12 protein-coding genes and 1 pseudogene are annotated in these 22,418 nt (G+C 70.3%); 6 read left to right on the top strand and 7 right to left on the bottom strand.

Translation table 11 applies throughout. The features are described from left to right. Window positions 1-4: 4 nt before the first annotated feature. The 5 genes and pseudogenes from IPK71_34630 (at window position 5) to IPK71_34610 (ending at window position 5,703) form a co-directional block, all read left to right on the top strand. Entirely contained in the window at window positions 5-814 is an 810-nt protein-coding gene (locus tag IPK71_34630; GenBank protein ID MBK8218894.1) for an RluA family pseudouridine synthase, read from the top strand. Between the two features lie 49 nt (window positions 815-863). Further along, on the top strand, window positions 864-1,427 hold the full coding sequence (locus IPK71_34625; GenBank protein ID MBK8218893.1) for a hypothetical protein: 564 nt from the start codon (window positions 864-866) through the stop codon (window positions 1,425-1,427). Between the two features lie 33 nt (window positions 1,428-1,460). Further along, on the top strand, window positions 1,461-2,006 hold the full coding sequence (locus tag IPK71_34620; protein ID MBK8218892.1) for a DUF2452 domain-containing protein: 546 nt from the start codon (window positions 1,461-1,463) through the stop codon (window positions 2,004-2,006). 115 nt (window positions 2,007-2,121) lie between these two features. Next, window positions 2,122-3,006: pseudogene (locus IPK71_34615) on the top strand (serine/threonine protein kinase). A gap of 855 nt (window positions 3,007-3,861) precedes the next feature. Next, window positions 3,862-5,703: a protein kinase gene (locus IPK71_34610; protein ID MBK8218891.1), complete on the top strand. Its 1,842-nt coding sequence runs from the start codon at window positions 3,862-3,864 to the stop codon at window positions 5,701-5,703. A gap of 36 nt (window positions 5,704-5,739) precedes the next feature. On the opposite strand, the gene IPK71_34605 is transcribed toward IPK71_34610, so the two are convergent. Continuing rightward, window positions 5,740-6,618: a hypothetical protein gene (locus tag IPK71_34605; protein MBK8218890.1), complete on the bottom strand. Its 879-nt coding sequence runs from the start codon at window positions 6,616-6,618 to the stop codon at window positions 5,740-5,742. A 72-nt stretch (window positions 6,619-6,690) separates the two neighbouring features. Next, window positions 6,691-10,377: a transcription-repair coupling factor gene (gene mfd / locus IPK71_34600; protein ID MBK8218889.1), complete on the bottom strand. Its 3,687-nt coding sequence runs from the start codon at window positions 10,375-10,377 to the stop codon at window positions 6,691-6,693. A gap of 215 nt (window positions 10,378-10,592) precedes the next feature. On the opposite strand from mfd, the gene IPK71_34595 reads away from it, so the two are divergent. Next, window positions 10,593-13,379 (top strand): penicillin acylase family protein, encoded by a 2,787-nt coding sequence (locus tag IPK71_34595; protein MBK8218888.1) that lies wholly within the window; start codon window positions 10,593-10,595, stop codon window positions 13,377-13,379. Between the two features lie 70 nt (window positions 13,380-13,449). Here IPK71_34595 and IPK71_34590 read toward each other — a convergent pair whose 3' ends face one another. The 5 genes from IPK71_34590 to IPK71_34570 form a co-directional block, all read right to left on the bottom strand. Continuing rightward, window positions 13,450-14,898 (bottom strand): hypothetical protein, encoded by a 1,449-nt coding sequence (locus IPK71_34590; protein MBK8218887.1) that lies wholly within the window; start codon window positions 14,896-14,898, stop codon window positions 13,450-13,452. Between the two features lie 162 nt (window positions 14,899-15,060). Continuing rightward, complete coding sequence (locus IPK71_34585) at window positions 15,061-17,517, bottom strand: MMPL family transporter (GenBank protein MBK8218886.1); 2,457 nt, start codon at window positions 17,515-17,517, stop codon at window positions 15,061-15,063. Continuing rightward, entirely contained in the window at window positions 17,514-18,818 is a 1,305-nt protein-coding gene (locus IPK71_34580) for an HlyC/CorC family transporter (protein MBK8218885.1), read from the bottom strand. Before IPK71_34580 ends, IPK71_34585 begins: the two co-directional genes overlap by 4 nt. A 69-nt stretch (window positions 18,819-18,887) precedes the next feature. Next, window positions 18,888-21,107 carry a transglycosylase SLT domain-containing protein gene (locus IPK71_34575; protein ID MBK8218884.1) on the bottom strand — a complete coding sequence of 740 codons (2,220 nt, stop codon included), beginning with the start codon at window positions 21,105-21,107 and terminating at the stop codon, window positions 18,888-18,890. Further along, window positions 21,100-22,392, bottom strand: a complete 1,293-nt coding sequence (locus IPK71_34570) for a site-specific DNA-methyltransferase (GenBank protein MBK8218883.1) — start codon at window positions 22,390-22,392, stop codon at window positions 21,100-21,102. Before IPK71_34570 ends, IPK71_34575 begins: the two co-directional genes overlap by 8 nt. Between the last annotated feature and the right edge of the window lie 26 nt (window positions 22,393-22,418).

The raw sequence follows: 22,418 nt of genomic DNA, 5'->3' as shown, positions 1-22,418 counted from the left end.
CGATGTGCCCCTGGGCGCGGGCGTCACGGTCCGCCTCACCCGCGAGGCGCCGCGGTCGGGGCTCGACGTGGTCGTCTTGCACCGGAGCGAGCACCTCGTCGTGGTCGACAAACCCGCGGGCATCCCCACGATCGCCGACGGGCGCGCGCGCGCGGGCTCGCTGCTCTCCGAGGCGGCGCGGGCCGTAGGGCTCCCCGAGGGGCGCCTCCACCCGACGTCACGGCTCGACCGCGACGTGAGCGGCGTGGTCACGTTCGCGCTCACGCCGCTCGCCCGCGAAGAGCTCGCCCGGGCGCGCGAAGAAGGCGCGTACGACCGGAGGTACGTGGCGCTCGCGGCCCGCGCGCCGAGCCCCAAAGAGGGCATGTGCGACGCCCCCCTAGGCCCCGGACGGGACCCGCGCCATCGACGCGTCGACCCCAAGGGCGAGCCGTCGCGGTCCAAGTACGCGGTGATCGCCGAGGCGCCCTCGGGAACCGGCGGGGCCCGCGCCGCGCTGCTCGCGCTCGGACCCGAGACCGGACGCACCCACCAGCTCCGCGTGCACACGAGCCACATGGGGGCCCCGCTGCTCGGCGATCCGACGTACGGAGGTCCGTCGCGCCTCGCGCTCGCGAACGGCAAAATCCTCGGTTTTTCTCGGGTGATGCTCCACTGCGCCAAGGTGCGCTTCGTCGTGGGAGGCGAGGCGCTCGCGCTCGAGAGCCCCGTCCCCGCGGCGCTCCTGTCGACGTGGGCGTCCCTCGGGGGCGGCGAAGGCGCGTGGGAAGAGGCCCTCGCGTGGACCGTCTTCTCTACGGGCGCGCGCTCCTGACGGCACCTCGGGGCTTGGCGATTTCGTGTCGCCGTGGAAGGGTGCGGCCGTGGTTTCGTCTCGTCGCTCGTGGCAAGGGCTCGCGGTCGTGGCGCTCACGGCCTCTGCGGCCGCGGGCACGCTCGGCGCGTCGTCTCCCGTGTGGACGTTCGGCCCTCCCGCCGATGCCGGGACCGACGCGCGCACGGAGACCGTCATCACGTCGACGCTCCCCGATCCCCCGCCGCTCCGCGAGAAGGACCAGTACCTCGTGGATCTCCGGTGGGTGAGGGGAGACGTGTACCTCGTCGCGATGACCCGGAGCTCGTTCTCCACGCCGCAAGAGTCGCCCCGCGTGATGGGGCGCTTCGCGCTCGAGCTCTACGAAGGCAAGACGCTCCTCGAGCGCGTCCGGTTCGATTTTCCCCTGTTGGGCGCGCCCGACCTCGAGGGGGTCAAGCTCTCGCGCAAGCTCTCGACGCGCATCGGCGTCACGTTCCCGGCCACCTCGCGGGGCACGCACCTCGACCTCTGGGACCGCGCGACGGACACCCGGTGGAGCGTCCCGTGGCCTCCGGCTACGCTCCCCCGTACGGAAGACGGCGGCGCGAACGAAGCCGGCAAGAACCCCTGAGCCTGCCCTGGCATCGGAGAGAGGGTGCAGACGATGAACCGCGACGACGACGCGAGCAAAATCCCCACCTACGAGCCCAAGCTCGACCCGAAGGCCGAGGCGCCTACGGCGCTCGTGAAGGGGCGCTGGGAGGGGTCGCAGGCTTCGGCGCCGTACCCGCTCTCGCGCATGGCCCCGGCGTTCGACCTGGTCGACGTCGCCAAGGAGATCCAAAAGGCCGACGACACGATCGCCACGATGACCACGGGCAAGCTCGTCGTGCTCGCCGAGCAGATCCGCGCGCTGCAAGAGAAGGCGAAGGAGCTGCTCGAGAAGGCCCGCGTGGACGCCGCCCTCCACCGCGCGAAATGCAACTTCGAGAAGAAGCCCGGGGGCATCTACCACGTGTACGAGGACGAGGACGGGAGCCGCTGGTTCTCGCTCTTCGGGCCCGACGAATGGCGCACCGGCGCGCCTCACGGGTTCGTGGGCTCGTACCGCCTCGAGCACGACCAGTCCTTCACACGCGTCGAGGACATCCCGGGGCGCGAGGTCGACGCCCAGGCCCTCGCGCGTCTGCTCGGCACCGGCTCGCCCTGAGGCAGCGCGCGAAAAGGCGCGCAAAAGCCGCGTGATGGGTCGGCGAGGGCGAAGTCTGCGCAAGGTCCTTGCAGAAATGGAAATGACCCCACGATCTGTGCGACTCTAGCGGGCGATGGAAGCCGAAGGCGGAGACTCGCAACAGCTGCTCGGGACGATCATTGCCGGCAAGTACAAGATCACCGAGCTGCTCGGCGAAGGCGGCATGGGGTGCGTGTACGTCGGCGAGCAGCAGATGGGCACGTCGGTGCGCAAGGTGGCGGTCAAGACGCTCCACAAGCACCTCTCCCAAGACCAGAAGATCAAAGAGCGCTTCGCCCGCGAGTGCGGGACGGTCTCCGAGCTTCATCACCCGAACACGATCCAGGTCTTCGACTTCGGCACCACGCCCGAGGGCCTGCTCTACATCGTGATGGAGTTCATCAAGGGCCAGAGCGTGGCCTCGGTGCTCGAGAAGACGGGCCCGATGCCCCTCGCCCGCGTCGAGAAGATCCTCACGCAAGTGTGCGGATCGCTTCAGGAAGCGCACGAGCACGGCATCGTGCACCGCGACCTCAAGCCCGACAACGTGGTCCTCTGCGACAGGGCCGGCCAGACCGACTGGGTCGAGGTGCTCGACTTCGGCATCGCCAAGCGCAGCTCCGAGAACGACCCGAACGAAGCCAAGCTCACGCAGCAAGGCATGGTGCTCGGAACGCCGCCGTATATGAGCCCCGAGCAGTTCACCGGGCAGCCCATCGACGCGCGCAGCGACATCTACGCGCTCGGCGTGATGACGTACGAGATGCTCACGGGCCAGCTCCCGTTCGAGGCGAACACCGCGTGGGAGTGGGCGACCAAGCACATGACCGCGCAGCCGAAGCCGATCGAGGCCGCGCCGAACGGCCAGCTCCTCCCCGAGAAGGTGCGGCAGACGATCATGCGCGCCCTCGAGAAGGCGCCGCAGGCCCGGTTCGCGTCGGCGAAGGAGTTCGTGGAGGCTCTGACGACGGGCGGTGGCCAGGTGGTCACGGGGCAGAACGCGGCGGCGCCTGCGCCCGTGTCGGCGAGCGATCCGTCGAGCGGCGGGCGCGCGCCCGTGAAGACCGAAATGGGCGCTCCGATGGTGGCGCCGGGCGCGATGGGGGCGCCGATGGGGCCACCGCCCGGTGCTCCGATGGGCGCCGCGCCGATGGGCCCCCCGATGGGCGCGCCGCCGATGGGTGCCCCGCCCGTCGCGGCCGTTCCTATGGCACCGCCGCGCGGCGAGCCCGAGAAGAAGAGCAACACGGGCATGCTGCTGGGCATCGCGGGCGGCCTCGCCGTGGTGGTCATCATCATCTTGGTGATCGCGCTGAAGCCGGGCGGCAACAAAACGCCGGTCACCGTGGTCCCCACGGCGACGGCCACGCCCTCCGCGGCCGACACCGGCACGGCCCAGGCCGAGAACACAGCCCCGACGGACACGGCGGGCGGCGATCACCCTCCGCTCGGAGGCACGACGCCGACGCTCGGTGGCACGGCGCAGGCGGCCATCAAACCGGGCACCCCGGGCACGCCGACGAAGCCCACGACCACCGGCACGACGAAGCCCATTCCCACGCCCGCTCCCGGCCAGACCGAGAGCCCCATGTGCCAGAACGCCAAGAAGTCCGGCAACGCGACCATGATCAAAAAGTTCTGCGGAAAGTAGAACGATTTCGAGCTTTTGGCTGAGTAGGTCGGGGCACGCTCGCGTCGTGCAGAGGTTGCCGCTTCGGCTCGGCTCTCGGGTTTTTGGGGCGCGCCGCTTCCCGCCTTGCCCGAAGTTTCGTAAACCCCGGGGTGAGCCGAGATCGAAACGGCGCTTTGCGTCGTCTATCCTAGCGAGCCTGCCGTGAACTGCCCCTCCTGCCACGCGCCCGTCGTCGACTCGCAGCCGTACTGCATCCGCTGCGGCGCGGCCCTGCCGAAGACCGGCGCGCCGGATCCGCTCGTGGGGCAGGTGTTCGCGGGGCGGTACAAAATCGTCAAGCTGCTCGGTGAGGGCGGCATGGGCTCCGTGTACGTCGCCGAGCAGACCCTCGGCTCGAACGTCCGCAAGGTCGCCCTGAAGACGCTCCACCGGCACCTCACGAACGACGAGGCCATTCGCGAGCGGTTCCAGCGTGAGGTGAGCACGGTCGCCGAGCTCGAGCACCCGCACACCATCCAAGTGTTCGACTTCGGCACCTCGCCCGACGGCCAGCTCTTCATCGTGATGGAGCTCGTGCAGGGCGAGAGCCTGAGCGACGCCCTCTCGAAGGCGGGCTTCTTCGACCCCGAGCGCACGAAGAAGATCCTCGCGCAGATCGTGGGCGCGCTCTCCGAAGCGCACCAGCGCGGCATCGTTCACCGCGACCTCAAGCCCGACAACGTCATCTTGACCAAGCGGGCCGGTCAGACCGACTACGTGAAGCTCCTCGATTTCGGCATCGCGAAGCGCCGGAACGACAGCCAAATCAACGAAAAGCAGCTCACGCAGCAGGGCACCGTGCTCGGCACGCCGCCGTACATGAGCCCCGAGCAGTTCACGGGCCGTGCGGTCGACGCGCGCAGCGACATCTACGCGCTCGGCGTGATGACCTACGAGATGCTCACGGGCGAGATGCCCTTTCGCGCGAGCACGGCGTGGGAGTGGGCGACGCAGCACATGCGCGAGGCGCCGAGGCCCATCGAGGGCGCTCCCCACGGCACCGCGGTGCCTCGTCCGATGCGCCGCGCGATCTCGAAGGCGCTCTCCAAATCACCCGACGACCGGTTCCCCACCGTCGATGCGTTCTTCGCCGCGTTCTCCGGCGCCGACGAGACCGATCCTGCGCCCGATCCTGCGCCCACGCCCGCGCCTCCCGCCGCGCGGCCCGGGGGCACGCTCATGGGCGAGCCCTTGGCGATGTCGCCGCAGATGAACGTGGCCTCTCCGGCCGCGCCTCGCGTGTCGAGCGGGACCATGGCCGGCGACGCAGCTCCTCCTTTCGTGGCCGCCGCGGCCGCCGCGTACGGGCCTCCCGCGGGGCCGAGCACGTACGTCCCTCCCGCGGCCCCTCCGCCGCAGCCTGCGTACGGTGGGCCCTACGGCGGTCCCCAGGGCGCTCCTCCGCCCCACTTCGGAACCCCGTCGGCGGGCGGCCAAGTGTACGCGCCGCCGCATCACGGCGCGCCTCCTTCGGGGGCGGGCGGCAAACGAGGGCTGCTCATCGGGCTGCTCGCCGTCGTCGGTTTCGTGAGCGTCGGCGCCGTTCTCATCGGCGCCGGTGTGATCGACGTCTCGAGCGACTCGAAGGTCCCTGCGAGCACGGGGCTCGTCCTGCCGACGACCCCGACGACCCCCGACACGACCCCGACGTCCACCACGCCCGCGACCAGCACGCCCACCGCCGAGCCTCCTCCGCTCGGCCCGACGACGCCGGTCCCTACGGCGCTTCCCACGAGCCCCACGCCGACGACCAAGCCGACGGCGCCCAGCACCAAGCCGGCGCCGACGCCGACCCCCACGCCGACGCCGACCCCCACGCCGACGCCGACGCCCACCCCCACGTTCTGGCCGATCCCGACCCCCACGCCGACGCCGACTCCCACGCCGACGCCGAAGCCGACGACGCCCATCCCTCCGACCGTGTCGATCAAGTGCAAGCAGGCTCAAGACCTCCCCGCGAGTGATCCGAGGAAGCCCCTGCTCATTCAGACCTACTGCAGGTAAGTGCCTGATGTTGCACGCCTATTCGGCGCGCGGTGGTTACTTGGGCGGGTCGGGGAGGGCCTTGGCGGGCAGGCGGAAGATCAAGAACGTGCGGGTCGAGTTGCCTGGGCCCACGTAGCGGAACGGGTCGGACGCGTCGGGCGAGTACCACATCCAGCGGGCCTTCGCGTCGACGCCGTCTTTGCCCATCGCGTCCTTCTGGCAGACGATCGGGAAGACGCCGTCGCTCGCGGAGTTGTCCTCTCCGAACGCGACGCGCCCCACCGCGTTCGGGGTGATGGCGGCGGTCGTCGAGACCCAGCCGGCGCTCGTCGTCGTGCGATCTCCGGTCCCGGCGTTGCAGAGCGCGAGCTCCGTGTTGACGACCTCTTGGGTCGGGAAGTCGGTCGTCTGGGGGTTGTACTCTTTGCCGGTGGCGCACGCCTCCCACGCGCCGTCGCCGGTGAAGATGGGATCGCCGCCGCGCCTTCGGAACTGGCCAATCACGCCCTGCGACGTGGCTCTGTCGGCCCACGCGACGATGTAGAGGTACGCGCCGCGCGGGGCCTCGGCGGCGGGAACGACGTACGCCTCGGGGCCGTTCCCGATGGGGCAGTTGAAGATCTCGCTCGCGAGGCGCGCCGGGGTCACGTTGCGGTACGTGGCGACCCGCGCGGCGTCGCCCCAGCCGAACGCGTAGGCGTTGTCGGCCGTGAGCACCACGTCGACGTCGGTCATCGGCTCGATCGTGCCTCCTTCGCCTTGGCCCGCGTCGGCGAACAGCGGGGGAGTGACGGGGCGCGCCGCATCCTCGAGGGGAGGCGGGGGGCTCGCGTCGGTGTCGGGCTCGGGCGCGACCTCGGGGCGGGTCGTCGAGCCACAGGCCGCGGCGAGCACCACGGCGGTCGAGAACGCGAAGATCGAACGGAGCCTCATGGAGAGGAGTATTCGCCACCTCGGCTAGTCGCGCGCGTCACCACGTCGCCCGAGACGCCTCGGGGACTCGGGTCATTTCTCGAGGCGCGCGAGGTCGGCGAGCATGGCGTCGACGTTGTCGAGGCACGAGGCCGTACCCTCGAAGCGGCGCGAGAGGCGCATGTCGGGCGTGAGCTTCCACGGGCTCTTTTTGTCGCGCAGAAGCTCGGTGATCTTGCGGGAGTCGAGCGGGGTGTCCTCGCGCAGATGCAACGTCACGAGGCGGCTCGTGGCCTCGCACCCGAGCACACGTAGGCGCCTTAGGTGGGTCTTCTGGGCCATCAGGCGAAAGAGCCGACGCACCTCCTCGGGCGGGGGGCCGAAGCGGTTCTCCATCTCGTCGGCGATGTCCTCGACGTGGGCCTCGTCGACCGCGCCGGCCAGGCGTTTGTAGAGCGACAAGCGGACGCCCACCTCGGCGACGTAGCTCTCGGGGACGAGGGCCTCGACGTCGTACGAGAGCTCGGGATCGACCTCGAAGACGACCTCTTCGCCGCGGAGCTCGTGCACCGCCTCTTCGAGCATCTGGCAGAAGAGATCGAACCCGACGCTCGCCACCGTGCCCGACTGCTCGCCACCCAAGAGGTCTCCCGCGCCTCGCAGCTCGAGGTCGAGCGAGGCCACCTTGAAGCCGGAGCCGAGCTCGGAGAAACGCTCGATCGCCTCGACCCGCGCGCGGGCATCGTCGGTCATGGCGTCTTGCGGAGGCACGACGAGGTAGCAGTACGCGCGCTCGCGGGACCGGCCCACGCGGCCTCGGAGCTGGTAGAGCTGCGAGAGCCCGAACATGTCGGCGCGGTCGATGATGATCGTGTTGGCGCGCGGGATGTCGAGCCCGCTCTCGACGATGGCCGTGGCGCAGAGCACGTCGTACCGGCCGTCGACGAAGTCGAGCATGGTGCGCTCGAGGTTCGTCTCGGCCTCGCTCTCGCCCGTCTCGGTGCGGCGCTTCGTCTTCGCGAGCTGCCCGTGAGCGACGGCGATGCGTGCGTTCGGGACGAGCTCGGTGAGCCGTTGCGCTCGCTCGTAGAGGCCCTCGATGCGGTTGTGCACGAAGAAGACCTGGCCTCCGCGCGACAGCTCGCGGGTCACGGCCTCGCGCAGCACCTGCGGATCGAACCGGGTCACGATCGTGCGCACGCTCCGGCGGTCGGCGGGGGGCGTGGCGATGAGCGACAGATCGCGGAGACCTCCCACGGCCATCTGGAGCGTGCGCGGGATCGGCGTCGCGCTCAGCGTGAGCACGTCGACCGTGGAGCGCATCTGCTTGATGCGCTCTTTGTGGGTGACCCCGAAGCGCTGCTCCTCGTCCACCACGAGGAGGCCGAGAGCCTTGAAATGAAGGTCTTTCGAGAGGAGGCGATGGGTGCCGACGAGCACGTCGACCTTCCCCTCTTTGGTCGCCTTGAGGATCTCGTCCTGCTCGCGCTTCGACTGGAACCGCGACAGGCATTTGACGGTGATGGGGTAGCCCGAGAGGCGCGCCTCGAAGGTGCGGAAGTGCTGCTGCGCGAGCACCGTCGTGGGGCAGAGCACGCACACCTGGCGGCCCGACATGGCCACGCGGAAGGCAGCGCGGATGGCCACCTCGGTCTTCCCGAAACCTACGTCTCCACACACGAGGCGATCCATGGGGCGCGGCGCCTCGAGATCGCGGTTCACGTCGTCGATCGCGCGCGCCTGGTCCGGGGTCTCCTCGAACGGGAACGTCGCCTCGAACGCGCGGTACTCGTCGTCGACCGGGGCGAGCGCGGTGCCGAGCTGGGCCTTCCGTTCGGCGTAGAGGCGGAGGAGCTCGTCGGCCATTTGGCGCACCTCTTTGCGCACGCGGGCCTTCGTCTTCGAGAACGTGGAGCCGCCGAGCCTGTCGAGCTTGGTCGACTCGCCCTCGCCGCCGGAGAGCTTCTGCACCTGGTTCAGGCGGTAGACGGGGAGATAGAGCTTGTCCTTGCCGGCGTACTCGACGACGAGGAGATCGACGAGGTGTCCGCCCACGGGCTTGTGCACGAGGCCGAGGTAGCGCCCGACGCCGTGCTCCACGTGGACCACGAGATCGCCGACCGAGAGGCTCCGAAGGTCCTCCAGGAAGGGGCGCGTCGTGTCCTTGTTCTTCCGCTCCCGCTTTTTGTGCGCGCGCCCTCCGAACACCTCCTCTTCGGTGATCACGGCGAGCCCGTCGGCCGGGAGGATCACCCCGCGCGTGAGCGGGCTCGGCACGATCTCGACGTCGGTCTCGCCGCGACCCGGGGCCTGGGCCCCGAGCACCTCCACGGGAGACGTATGCAGTTTGCATGTTATCGACTTGTGCGAGAGGAGGCTCGCGATGCGCTCGGCTTGGGTGAGCGTGCGCGCCGAGAGCAACACGCGGAGCCCGGCCTCGCGAAAGTGGGCGATTCGCCGGGTGAGCGGCACAAGGCCCGCGCCTTTGCCCTTCGCGGCGCGCGCCCGCTGCATGGCCGACTTGAGGTCGTCGAGGTCGAGGGAGCCGTGGGCGAAGGGCTCCTGGGTCACCTCGTAGGCCGAGAGCCCCGGCGCCTCGGTGCCGCGCACGAGGGTCTTTCCGACGGTGACGATGCGGCGGGCCCCGAGCTCGGTCGCGAGGTGGGCGTCGCTCGTGAAGAAGGCGTCGAGGGGCAGCTTGATGGGGCTCGCGCAGGCCCGCTCGTCCTCGGTGGCGCGAAAGAGGGCGTCTCGTACGCTGGCGACGACCGCCTCGGGGTCGTCGAGCACCACGGTCGCGTCCGCCGGGAGATGGCCGAGCGGGTCGTCGAGCGAGGCGTAGTAGGTGGGGAGGTAGCCGTCGGCCCCGAAGAACGCGCGCCCCGTGGCGACGTCGTCGGCGAGGCCACGAGCCTTCACCGTGGGCACGTCATGGGTGTCGGCGAGGTCGAGGATACGGGCCTTCGCGCGCGCGACGTTCGCCGGCGTGAAGATCGCCTCGCGCGCCGGGGGGAGCCAGAGCTCATCGAGGTCCGCGTCCTTGCTCGTGCGCTGGTCGTGGGGATCGAAGCGCTTGAGGCCGACGACGAGCTCGTCGTCGAGCTCGATGCGAACGGGCTCGTCGCGCGAAAAATCTCCGCCTTGGGCCACCGGCGGCCACACGTCGACGAGGGAGCCTCGGACCGCGAACGTGCCCGGATCCTCGACGAGCGGCACGCGGAGGTACCCCGCCTCGGACAGGGCGCGCAGGAGGGCCTCGCGGTCGAGCACCTCCCCGTAGACGACCCGCTGCGTGTGCGCGCGGAGCGCGTCGCGAGGGACGACCTTGCGCACGAGCTGAGGCGCAGCGACACACACGATGGTGCGTGCGGTCGTGCGCGCGAGGTGCGCGAGGGTCGCCACTCGGGCCGTCTCGCCTCGGCGATCGGGGCTCACCTCGGCGTACGGCGAGACCTCCGGCGGCGTGAGCACGAGCACGCTCACCGGCTCGCCACCGCTCGAAAAAAACTCAATGTCGTCGCGCATTTGACGCGACTCGTCAGCGCCTTGGGAGACCACCACGACGGGCCGCTTCGTGGCCTCGAGCAGCGTCACGGCGATGGCCGCCGCCGACGAGCCTCGGGCGAGCGTGACGTCGACCCGAGGCAGGGACGCGGAGGCCCGCGCGATGGCCGCGAGCGACGTCATGCCCGTCTCCGGCACCAGCGACGGCAGCGGATCGTCGAGGTTCGGATCGCGGCGAAGGAGGGCCTCGGGATCGTCGCCGAAGGCGTCGCGCATCGGTGCGGTCAGGAGGTCGAGGTCGCCGTCGTCGCTCTCGCGGGAAATCACGCCCCCTTTTCGCGCGGGTCGGGGCCCCGAGCAAGCCCGCCGGACGCGGTGCGGCAAGGATCGCGAACGGCTCGGCTCGCGGCGCCTGCCCACCAGGCAAACGTGCGTTCTCCGCCGACGCGTCGCGTGATTGACGAACCCGGCGTGCCCGATATGGTCCTCGCATGCGAAGAGCCCTCTTGCCTGTCTTTGCCCTTGCGATCCTCGCCGCCTGCACGGGCGACGACAACCCCGCGAACCCGGTGCCTCCGGTCGACGCGTCCGTCGGCGACAACGCCGTGCCCACGCCGGTCGACCCGCTCGCCGCCCTGCCCATCGCCGAAGAGCTGAAGGGCGAGGGGCTCTCGGCCCCTGTCGACGTAGTCCGCGACGACGCGGGCATCCCGCACATCTACGCCGACAACATCCCCGACGCGGCCTACGCCCAGGGCTTCATGATGGCGCAAGATCGCTGGCTCGAGATGGACTTCGGGCGGCGGCAGGCCTCGGGCACGCTCGCCGAGATCGTGGGCGACTTCAACGAGCTCGCCCTCGTGAGCGACATGCGCTACCGCACGCACCACCTCCGCGCCACGGCCGAGGCCGCGTGGAAGCAGATCAGCGAGTCGACCGACCCGGAGGACAAGCGCCTCAAGGCCATCTTGACGAGCTTCTCGGCGGGCGTGAACGCGTGGCAAAACGCGCTCCGTCAGGGGAAGTACGCGCTGCCGAAGGGTGGCCTCGAGACGTACTACCTCGTCCCCAGCGTGAAGGCCTGGACCGAGGTCGACTCGCTCGTGCTCGGCGAGCTCCAAGCGTTCCAGCTCTCGTTCAACGCGACGAGCGACATCGAGCGCAGCACGTGGGACAAGGCCGAGGCCGACAAGCTCGTCGGCAACGCCGACCCGCAGAAGGCGGCACGTGTCGGCTTCGCCGAGGACTACTGGCGGTCATTGCCGTTCGACCCGACCACCACGGTCGACGGGTGGAACGAGGTGCCCGGCGCGACGGCGCTCGGAAAGCCCATGAAATCCAAGGCCGCGCGACCCAAGATGAGCACCATGAAGGGCGCGCTCGCGGCGCTCGAGGGCGTCGGCATCGACAAGAAGAACGACCCCGATCGTGGCTCGAACAACTGGGTCGTCTCCGGCAAGGCGTCGACCACGGGGCGCGCGATGGTCGCCAACGACACGCACCTCTCGCTTTCGAACCCGGCGATCTTCTACCTGTCGCACCTGTCCACGAAAGACGGCCTCGACGTCATGGGAGCGCAGTTCCCGGGCATCCCGCTCGTCACGCTCGGGATGAACCGCAACGTGGGGTGGGGTAGCACCGTCAGCTACATCGACGTGACCGACGTGTACCGCGAGGCGGTGGTGCCATGCACCGCGGGCGGCGGGCAGTGCGTGACCTTCAAGGGCGGCCAGGTGAAGCTCACTCCCCGCGAAGAGACGTTCAAGGTCTCGTCGATGGGCCGGCCGGGCACCGACGTGAAGGTCACTTTCTACGACGTGCCTCACCACGGCCCGATCCTTCCGCGCATCGGCTCGCGTGTGCTCGATCCGCTGAAATCGGAGGAGCTGTCGGTGCGCTACACGGGCCACCAGCCCGGGCCGCTGCTCAAGGCGATCTTGCTCTTGAACCGCGCGAAGAACGTGGACGAGGCGCAGAAGGCCCTCGAGGCGAACTTCACCCACGGTGGTCAGAACTGGGTCCTCGCCGACGACACGGGCAACATCGCGTGGACGCAGACCATTCGTGTGCCCCGCCGGCCGAAGGGCACGAAGGCCTGGAAAATCCTTCCTGGCGACGGCTCGGCCGAGTGGGACGGCTTCTTCGATCCGAAGGTCTTGCCGCACGCGAAGAACCCCGCGAAGGGCTACCTGGTGACGGCGAACGCCGACCCGGTGGGCGTCACGAAGGACAACGACCCCGGCAACGAGCCCGAGGTCGGTGGGTTCCCGCTCTACATGGGCTCCGACTACGATCCCGGTACGCGCGTGAGCCGCATCACGACGCGCATCAAGGACGCCCTCGCCGACGGGAAGAAGCTCGATCGCGACCAAATGGCGCAAATCCAGGCCGACGCGATCTCCGACTGGGGCAAGGCGTTCCGCCCCGCGTTCGTCTCGGCGATCGACGCGCTCGCGGCCGAGGCCGCCACTCCGGGCACGCACCCCGATCTCGCGCCCATGCTCACGTCGGCCTCGCCGGCCGTGAAGGCGTACCTCGCCGACGCGAAACGCCTCGTCGAGGCGTGGTCTCTCGACACGGCCGCCGGCACCGAGGAGGGCGCGACGCCGAAACAAATCGAAGACTCCAAGGCCACCGCGCTCATGGCCGTCTTCGCCACGAAGCTCGCGCAGAACACCTTCGGTGACGAGGCGGCCGAGCTCGGCGTGACCCTGTCGCGCGCGCCGACGCTGAAGCTCCTCGCCACGATCCTCACGAGCCCGGCGACGCTCAAGACGAAGGAGGCCGCGTTCGACAACCTGAAGACGGTGCCCGTCGAGACGAAGCAGATGACTCTTGCGCAGTCGGCCATCGACGCCATCGCCGTCATGATGGGCCAGGGAGATCCCTCGACGTGGCGCTGGGGCAAGATGCACACGCTCTCTCCGCAGTTCTTCCTCCCGCTCGAGTCGCTCTCCTTGAAGAAGGTAGGGCGCCACGGCGGGGACGGCACGGTCGACGTCGCGAGCCACGGCATCGAGGACGACGACTACTCGTACGGCTCCGGCGCGACGATCCGCTTCGTCGCCATGATGGATCCCGAGAAGGGGCCCGTCGCGCGCAACGTGATCCCCGGGGGCCAGGTGTTCGACCCGGCTTCGCCGCACTACTCGGATCTCTATGATCTTTATGTGAAAAACCAGACGGTGGACCTCGCCTTCCGCGTGGACGACGTGGTGGCGCGCGCGAAGGTCGAGGCCGAGAAGAACAAAATCGGTCGCCGGCGCTTCGTGCCCTGAGCCGAACCCCCGCGGCGCGCGCCTTCGCACGAGAGGCCCCCGGCAATCGCTCGGGGGCCTCGTTTCATTTTCATCGCTGCGGAGGCACGCCGGGCCTCGCCGTAGGGGGCACCACGCAGTCGGCGAGGTGGAAGAGGAAGAAGGCGAGGGCCGCCTCGCTCGTGCTCATCGTCGAACCGCACGTCTTCGGGTAGTCGGGTCCCACGCGATCTCCAGCCTTGGGTTGGTGCACGTGCGCGTCGATGTGCACCGCGCGACCGCACTGCTCACCGGCCGACCTGCCGATCGGGAAGTCGACGGAGACGATGCGCGGCCCCGGGGGAGAGGTGGGCGCGAGCGGGCGCGGCGAGACCGCCCATACGCGGGCGCGGCTCGGATCGACCGAGGCGATGTTCTCGAAGACGCTCTCGAAGTCGACGCGGCCCTCGACGGTCTCGGGGCTCTGGGGGGTGGCGGCCCTGAGCCACGACGACAGCTCCTTTCCCCCGCCTGACCCGGGCACGATGCTCATCGGGCGGCCTCCCTCGTGGCCTCCGCCGCGTACGTCGATCGCGCGGCGCAGCTCGGCGGAGGGGGAGTCTCGGTAGAAGGTGTACATGAAGTCGGTCGTGAAGATGCGGCCGCCCCCCTCGAGGTAGCGGGTCATGGCCTCGTTGGCCGCGGGCCCCTTGTTCTCGGTGCGCTCCCCGCACTCGCACGAGAGGAGCAGCATGTCGTAGCGCGAGAGCGAGGCCGCGCTGCTCCAGAGGGTCGACGATGGGGCCGACCCGCGCGGGGCATCGGCCGCGTCCATCGCGCCCCGGTACACGTGCACGCGCTTCTGGTCCCCGTCGTTCGGGACACCGATCTCGCTCGGATCGATCCCGAGCTTCGGCAAGAGGCAGCCGATGTCGTCGCACACGCCCGTCGTCAGGGCGATCCGTGGCATGTCTCCCTCGGCGCGGCTCCGCGGCAAACGTGTGGCTTCTCGGGGGAGCACGTGGGCCGTGCACGCTTCGACCTTGGGCAGGGTCACTTTGCGGCGCCATTTCCCGACCTGGACGACCAGCGGGACGTCCGTGCCGACCGGCACACCGCGGAGCTCGAAGGACCCGTCGGCGGCCGTGGTGGCGACCGCGACGGGGCGCTCGGGCAACCAGTCCGCGCACGTCTCGCACGTCGCGCCGGCGTGGAGCTCGGGGATCGCGCCGCTCGGGACGTAGACGGTCGCCCCGGCGAGGGGGAGTGTGCCGTTCGGCGCGTAGACCTTCCCGGAGACACGCGTCTCCTCGCCCTCGGGGCACGTCGCGACGTCGCACGCGAGACCCTGGCATGTCTCGGGTGGAGCGGCGTCGGCCTCCACGACCTCGAAGCGAGGGCTCGGAGGCGGTTCGTCCTCGACGACGCGAGGGCTGCCCGCGCAGTGCACCGCCCCGGCGAGCATCAGGGTGCCGACGATGGCGCGGAGCGAGACGGAGCGCGCGTGCGCGGCGATGCTCGGAGTGGGGCAGTGTTCCTTGTTTCTGGACGAGCGCGGCATGACGAACCTCGTGGGAGGCGCCGCGCGGTGCGACGCATGCCCCCTCGTCGGCAGGTGCGCGCCGTTCGTTGCGCAAAAAAATCGACGAGCCAGCGAGGTCCCTCGAGCCGCACTCGGAAGACGGTCAAGTGCTCGATACGAATGCGAAATCGGCGTGTGTGCTCAGGTGCGCTTCGCAGGCCGTGTCGGCCACAAGCGGAGGCCCGCGGGCACGATGACGAGCGATGCCACGAGGCCGGCGACCGATCCGATCGCGCCGACCGCGCCGAGATCGAAGAGCCCGTCGAAGCGACACGCCACGAGCGCCCCGAACCCGGCGGCCGTCGTGAGCGCCGTGGCCGTCGAGAGCGGCGCCTGCTTCTCGAGGGCCTCGTCGACGAAGTCGCGGCCTGCGCCGGCGTCGGTCCCTTCGCGCTCTTCGGCGGCGTGGAGCAAGAAGAGCACCTCGTCGAGCGTGATGCCGAGCAACACGGGGAGGACGAGGGCGTCGTAGACGTGCCACCCGATGTGGAGGGCGCGCATCGCCACGCCCACCATGACGATCTCGGTCACGAGGGCGAGCAGCGCGAGGGTGACGCCCTTAACGCTCTTCAAGGTCGCGAAGAGCGCGAGGCCGACGAACACCGTCGCGAGCAGGGCGATCCGGGGGAGATCGTGCACGAGGGTCTTCTTGAGGGAGACCTCGAGCGCCGCGAACCCCGTGACGACCACGCGCGACGATGCGCCGCGAAGGGTCTCGCGGAGGCGCCGCTCCTTCTCCGCGTCGGGCTTCGGGCGCACGTACGCCGCGACGTAGTATTCGCCCTGGTACTTCTGGACGTGCCGCGCGACGACCATGGAGAGCGGCCCGCGGTCGCCCTCGGGGATCGTGATCGTGTCGTTCTTGGGGTGCTCGAAAGACGCGATGGCCTCGCCGAAGGCCTCGGCGTCGAAGCCCTCGGCGTCGAGCGCGGCGCGGAGCTTCTTTGCCCGTTCGGGCAGGTTCAAGGCGTCACGTGCGGCGAGCCGCGCGCGCTGCGTCGCCGTCGAGGGCACGTAGGTGGTCATCGCGTCGAAGCCGTCGATCGTCCCGTCTTTCGCGAGCGGCTCGAGCGCCTCGGCGACCGCGTCGACCTCGGCGGCGGCCTTCTGGAGGTCCGGGTCGTGGGCGAGCAGCACCCACTGGTTGGGCCTACCCCCGAAGAGCCCGTAGATGGCGTCGGACGTGCGGAGCGGAGCGAGGGCCGAAGGGCGGAGCGCGACGACGGCCTCTCCCGTACGCGGCAACCCCACGACGCCGAGCACCAGAACGAGGGCCGGGAGGGCCGCCATGGCGACGCGCGCGCGGGTGCGGCCGCGTGTGAGTGAAGATGCCACTCCGATCCAGGCCGGCGCCTTGGGGAGCTTCGGGGGATGTCTCTCGAGGTAGGCGCCCACGTCGGGAGAAAAGAGCAAAATCGCGATCGCCGTGAGGACCTCACCGACGGCCGAGAGCACGCCGAGCTGACCGAGGGCGGCGATGTCGGAGATGCCGAGCGCTCCGAACGCGAGGGCCGCCACGAGCGCCGCCGTCAACGTGGGGCGCGCCGACGATCTCCGCGCGATCTCCGCCGCCTCGGCCGGAGAGTGCCCCTTCTTGCGCGCGTCGAGGAGGGCGCCGTAGACGTGCACGCCGGTATCGACGCCGACGCCGACGACGACGGACGTGAACGCGACCGAGAGCGACGAGAGCCTCGGGTAGACGAGGGCGGCCACCGCCGTGGTCCACGCCGTGCCGAGCATGAGGGGAGGGAGCACCGCCACGAGCGCCCTCGCGCGGCGGAACGTGACCAGGAACATCACCGCGGAGAGCACGAACGAGAGCGCCGTGCTGAGGTAGAGATCCTCACGAATCATGCGCTCGGTCGCGTACGCGACGGCGTGCCCCCCCGTGAGATCGAGCGTCGTGCCCGGGTGCGCGGCCCTCACCGCAGCGAGCTCGCCCTCGACCTCCTTCACGAACCCCTCGGCGGCGTCCGGATCGAAGACGCGACCCACGGGCTCGAGGACCACGAGCCGTGCCTTGCCTCCGTCGGCCACGAAGCTGCCGTCGGAGTCGGCCACGACGCCCGCCGCGAGCTCGGCCCGTCCCTCCCACGGGATCATCGAGAGCCGTAGCGGATCCTTTCGGACGAGCTCCGCGGCGTCGCCCGAGCCCGCCGGGGCGAGCAGGAGAGAACGTGTATCCTGCAGGCGTTTTCGCATGCCCTCGTCGGAGAGGGCGCGCTCGAGCTCCGCGCGTGCGCTCGGCCCGGCGTGGAGCCACGCGAGGGTCGGGTCGACGGGCTTCGCCTCCGGCATGTTCGCCACGACGCGGGCGACCGTCTTTTTGCCTTCGAGGCGCTTCGAGACCTCCTTGGCGACGAGTGTCACCTCGTCGGCGGACGTGCCGCGCACGAGCACGAGGCCCACGTCGCCGCCCCCGAACGCGCGCGTGAAGGTCGCGAGCGCCTCGGCCTCGGGGCCCTTCGGGAAGAGGTCCGTGAGGTCTCCCGAGAGCCTGAGGCGCGAGCTCACGACGAGCGACACGACGCCGAGCACGAGGGCGAGCACTTGGAGCACCCGGAGCCAGCTTGGCCGAGGCGCAGGCTCTTGGGTCACGCCCCGCCCTCGGGGAGCACGCGGATGCGGACGCTCGTGATGCGCCTTCGGCTCATGCCGCTCACCTCGGCGGTCACGCCGGGGCAGAGGTCGGTCTTGTCGCCGGTGTGGGGGATGCGCCCGATGCGCTCCTGCACGATGCTGCCCACGGCTTCGGCGGCCACGTCGGCCTTGACCTCGATGCCGATGGCGCGAAGCTCCTCCATCGCGGCGCGCGCGTCGACGTCCCACGCGTTCGTCTCTCCGACGCGCGAGATGCGCGCGGGCTCTTCGTCGAACTCGTCACGGATCTCGCCGACGATCTCCTCGAGGAGATCCTCCAAGGTGACGATGCCGCTCGACCCCCCGTACTCGTCGACCACAACGGCGATCGGGATCTGGGTCTTTTGCATCTCGCGCAGCAGGTCGAGGAGGCCCTTCTGCTCGGGGACGAAGAGCACGTCGCGGCGGAGCGTGTCGAGGTGCACGTTCTCGATGCCCGACTCGCTCAGGAAGACGTCCTTCGCGTAGAGGTAGCCGGCCACCTCGTCGAGCGAGCGCCCCTTGGTGAGCACGATGCGGGAGTATTGGAGATCCCTAAGGATTTTGACGGCCTCTTTGCCCGTCGTCTCGATCGGGATCGACTTGACGTCGACCCGGGGGACCATGGCGTGGCGCGCGGCCCGCTGGGAGAAGCGGATGACACGCTCGACGAGCTCGGCCTTGTGCTTGCCCTCGGGGGCCTTCTGCGCGCTCGCGACGAGGATGCCGATGACCTCTTCCTCCGAGAGCTTGCCTTCGCTCGCCGCGTCGGCGCTCATGCCGAGCGCGCGCAGCAGGACCTTGGTGGAGGCCTCGAGCACGAAGAGGAGCGGGCGGAAGACGACGAAGATGAGGTGGAGCGGCCCCGCGGCCGAGAGGGCGGTCTCTTCGGACTTCTGGATCGCGATGAGCTTGGGGATGAGCTCGCCGAAGAGCACGTGCCCGAACGTGAGCAACGTGAGGGCGATGGCCGTCGCCGCGATGGTGAGCGCCTGGTTCGGCTCGTGCCCCGTGGCCTTGGCGACCGCGGCCACGAAGAGGTGCTCGATCGCCGGCTCGCCGACCCAGCCGAGGCCGAGGCTCGCGAGCGTGATGCCGAGCTGCGTGACCGAGAGGTAACGCTCGAGGTTCGACACCACGAGCTCGGCGCGCTGAAACTTCGGGTCGCGCTTGGACTTGGCGCTGAGGTTCGTAGTGCCGACCTTGACGAGCGCGAACTCGGCGGCCACGAAGAAGCCGTTGAGCGCGATGAACAAGACGGCAGCGAGGAGACCCAACACGGGCTACCCGTACTAGCACGGATTTCGCGCGGCCGAAGCCGACGTGTCCCGAGGGCGGCCGCGCGTGCCTCAGAGCGTGAGCTTCACTCGAGGCACGGCCGCGGCGCCCTTGGTCAGGAGAGCGTAGCGCGCCATGTTCTCGAGCACGCGCACGACGTAGCCGCGTGTCTCTCCGTAAGGGATGGACTCGACGAACACCTCGACGTCGACGCCTGCGCTCCGGGCGTGCCACTTGACGACCGCGTCGGGGCCGGCGTTGTAGGCGGCGGCTACGCGGAGGGGGTCCGCGTCGAGCTTGTCGGAGAGCTCGCGGAGGTAGCGCGCGCCGAGCCGAACGTTGGCCTCGGGGCGCGTGAGCTCCGCCGGATCGAACGGCGTACCCGCGCGCTCGGCCACCGCCTTGGCCGTCTCGGGGAGGAGCTGGAGGAGGCCCACGGCCCGCGCAGGGGAGACGACCTCGGCGTCGAAGCCGCTCTCTTGGCGCATCACTCCGAACACGAGGCCGACGGGCAGGCCGAGGGATGACTCGGCGTCGGTGACGGCGCCGGCGTACGGGCGTGGGAACGCACAATCCCAGACCCACCTCGCGCGCCCCTCGGGTGACTCGGAGAGCATGCTCTGTGGCGCCCGTAGCGCGATTTGGTGGCGGCGCTTGGCGCGCTCGAGCTGGCCGTACGCGGCGCACAAGGCCTCGACGCCGCGCCCCGCGCTCTCGCCTTCGACGAACGCCTCCCGCGTGCGCAGCTCCTCCTCGGCGTCGTCGTCGAGGCCCACGGCGTGGAGGGCGTCGACCGGCGCGGGGAGCTTGACGACGATCGGCACGGCCGGGCTCGCCGAAGGCTCGGTCCAAGGGACGGCCGGCGCCTTCGCTTCGTCGAGGCGGCCCTGGGCGACGAGCGCGGCGAACGTCAAGGTGTGTGTGCGCACGACCTCGGACCACCTCGCGACCGCGTGTGTGCGATCGCCGTCTCGGAGGGCGGCGAGGGCGGCGAGGTCGATGTAGCGAGCGCGGTTCCGGCTCTCGTCGGCCGAGTCGGCCAGGGCCTCGAAGAGGCGCCGCGCGCCGGCGTAGTCCTTGGCCATGAAGTGGGAGAGCGCGCGGTAGCGGGGCACGTCCCGCTCGCCGTGGTCTCGCGAGCTCGTGAGCTCGTCGAACGCGGTGCTCGCCTCTTTGTAGTCGCCGTGGAAGTACGCGATGCGCGCGATGTGGAACTTGGCTTGCGCTGCGAAGGGAGACTTGGCGTAGTGGTCGCGCACGCGCTTCATCGCGGTCTGCGCTTCGCGATCCTTGTCGGCGCGCGAGAGGGCCCTCGCGGACAGGAAGGCGTCCTCGGCGGCCTTGGGCCCTCCGCGGCGCTCGCACGTCGTGTAGGCCTGGCTCGCCTCGACGTAACGGGAGCGCGACTTGTAGAGGGCCTCGGCCTTGGCGTGGCAGAGGTCGTCGGCCGTGGCGCGCCCCTTGGAGCTCGCGGCGCGCTCGACGCACTTGAGCGCCTCGTCGACGTCTCCCGCCTCGGCGAGCACGTGCGCGCGGCGGAGCCAGTCCTCGGACGGGAGCGCGTGACCGAGCTTCTGGAGCGCTCGTTCGGCGTCCTTCGTCGGGCCGTTCACGGCGATCCAGCGCGCGTCGTCGCGATCGGTCGCGGTGTCGTCGTGGGGGAGCTCGAGCCGAAGCTTCCTCGCTTCGAGCTCGACGGACTTGGGCTTTTTGTCGGCCTGGATGGCCCTGTCACAGGCGAGCCTGGCGCGCGCCGCGTTGCCCGCGCGCTCGTACGCACGCGCCGCCGAGAGGTAGGCCTTCGGGGTCCCCTCCGCGAAGTACCCTTCCGCGGCCACTTCGTACGGCCCGACCTCCGCCATCGCCGCGCGACGCATGCGCTTTACACGCGCCTCGAGCAGAGGCAGCTCGTCTTCGAGCTTCCCGAGGAGCGACACGGCGAGCTTCCCGTCGTTTCGCTCGAGCGCGGCGCGCGCGCGTGCGAGCCTGACGATAGGGGCGTCTCGTTCGTTCGGGGGGAGGCGAGCGGCGTCGGTCTCGACGTTCTCCCAGCGCGCGCGGCGCACGTCGTCGTGGAGGACCTCGCGAGGGGAACGGGCCTCGGCCGCGTCGCTCGTGCCGGCGTCGCCGGGGAGAACGTCGGCGTCCAGGCTCGGCCTCGGGCTCGCGGAAACGGCGCTCGAGGCGTTCGTGGCGTCCGCGTCGGCCTCGGCCGTCCTCGGGGACTTGCAGCCCGCCGCGAGGGCAGCGGCGAGCCCGAGCACGCCGAGCGCGATGGCCGTCCTACGCACGGTACACCCCGAAGCTCGGGAGGAGGCGCGCGACCTGACCTCGGCGCAGACCGGTCTGGTCCATTCCGCGAACGACCCGCGTGATTCGCGGGATGGCGAGGGTCTCGCCGTGCGCGCCGCTCTCGATGCCGATCCACCGGCGCCCCATGGTCGACGCGACGGCCGCCGTGGTGCCGCTCCCGAGGAACGGGTCGAGCACCCAGTCGCCCTCTCGGGTCGTCGACGCGAGCACGCGCGCGAGCAGACGCTCGGGCTTCTTGTTGCGAGAGAACGTGACATGGCCTTCACGCGCGAGGCCCTGGAACGGGACGTCGTCCCAAACGTTGGTGAGTCGTTCGCAGGGAACCCGCGCGCACGCTCCCGTGGGATCGATCGCGCCGTGGGCGGCGAGGCTGCGTAGCTTCTGAGCGAGCGTGAGCATGCGGTTCCCGCCCTTGAGCACGAGGTCGGGCAGCCCCGGCCGCTCGAGCCTGTAGACCTTCTCCGGGGACGCCTTCGACCGCGCGACGAGCATCCGGGCCGCCTTCGACACGGCCTCCACGCGCACCTGCGCGAACCTCACGACCTGCCTCGCGTTGCGCTCGGCGAACGTGGCGACACGCACGTCCCACTCGGCCCCGAGCGCGGTCCGAGCCGCGCGCGCGCTCGGGTAGCCGTGCTCGTGCGCGACGACCGCGGCGAGCGGGGAGAACCGGTAGTGTTCGGGGGCGGCGTCCGGATTCTCGAGGAACGACCTGTAGGCGCCGTCGATTCCCGCGCGTCGACGGTAGAGGGGCGTGGGGCGGAACGACGCGCGGCTCTTGGCGTACACGAGCAGGTAGTCGGCCACGTTCACGGGGCCCACGTTGGAGGCCTTGTGCCCCGTGGCGGCGCTCCGCACGACGGTGATCGTCGCGACGCGGTTCTTCGCGCCGAGGACCCGATCGAGCAGGCACTGAAGTGGCCCGAGCTCGGTGTCGTCGATCTCGGCGACGAGCGCGCCGTCGTCGCGGAGGAGATCGCGCGCCTGCTCCACGCGGGGCTCCATCATCGCGAGCCAAGCCTCGCGCGAGCGGGTATCGTCGTACTCGTCGAAGGTACGCCCGGTGTTGAAAGGTGGGTCCAGGTACGCGAGCGCGAAGACCGGCCCGAGCTCGCGAGCGAGGGCGCCGAGCACGGGCAGGTTGTCCCCGAGGTAGAGGCGGTTCTCTCCCTCGACGAAAGGTCCGGGGGAGAGCTTCGTAGAGCGATCGCGCCGTGTGTGCTCGTGCGTGGACGGCGATGGAGCGGGCGCGCGCGTGCTCACGCGACGACGCCCTCCGGCCCCACCGA

The sequence above is a fragment of the Myxococcales bacterium genome (genome assembly GCA_016712525.1).
Taxonomy (GTDB): domain Bacteria; phylum Myxococcota_A; class Polyangia; order Polyangiales; family Polyangiaceae; genus JAAFHV01.
Note: the sequence above shows the minus strand (reverse complement) of the source record. Positions and strands in the feature narration are given on the sequence as shown.

What these genes read in the sequence shown, in the direction of transcription:
- IPK71_34620 (MBK8218892.1), top strand. Translation starts at nt 1,461, where the DNA reads ATGAACCGCGACGACGACGCGAGCAAAATCCCCACCTACGAGCCCAAG.
- IPK71_34605 (MBK8218890.1), bottom strand. Translation starts at nt 6,618, where the DNA reads ATGAGGCTCCGTTCGATCTTCGCGTTCTCGACCGCCGTGGTGCTCGCC.
- mfd (MBK8218889.1), bottom strand. Translation starts at nt 10,377, where the DNA reads ATGCGCGACGCCTTCGGCGACGATCCCGAGGCCCTCCTTCGCCGCGAT.
- IPK71_34595 (MBK8218888.1), top strand. Translation starts at nt 10,593, where the DNA reads ATGCGAAGAGCCCTCTTGCCTGTCTTTGCCCTTGCGATCCTCGCCGCC.
- IPK71_34590 (MBK8218887.1), bottom strand. Translation starts at nt 14,898, where the DNA reads ATGCCGCGCTCGTCCAGAAACAAGGAACACTGCCCCACTCCGAGCATC.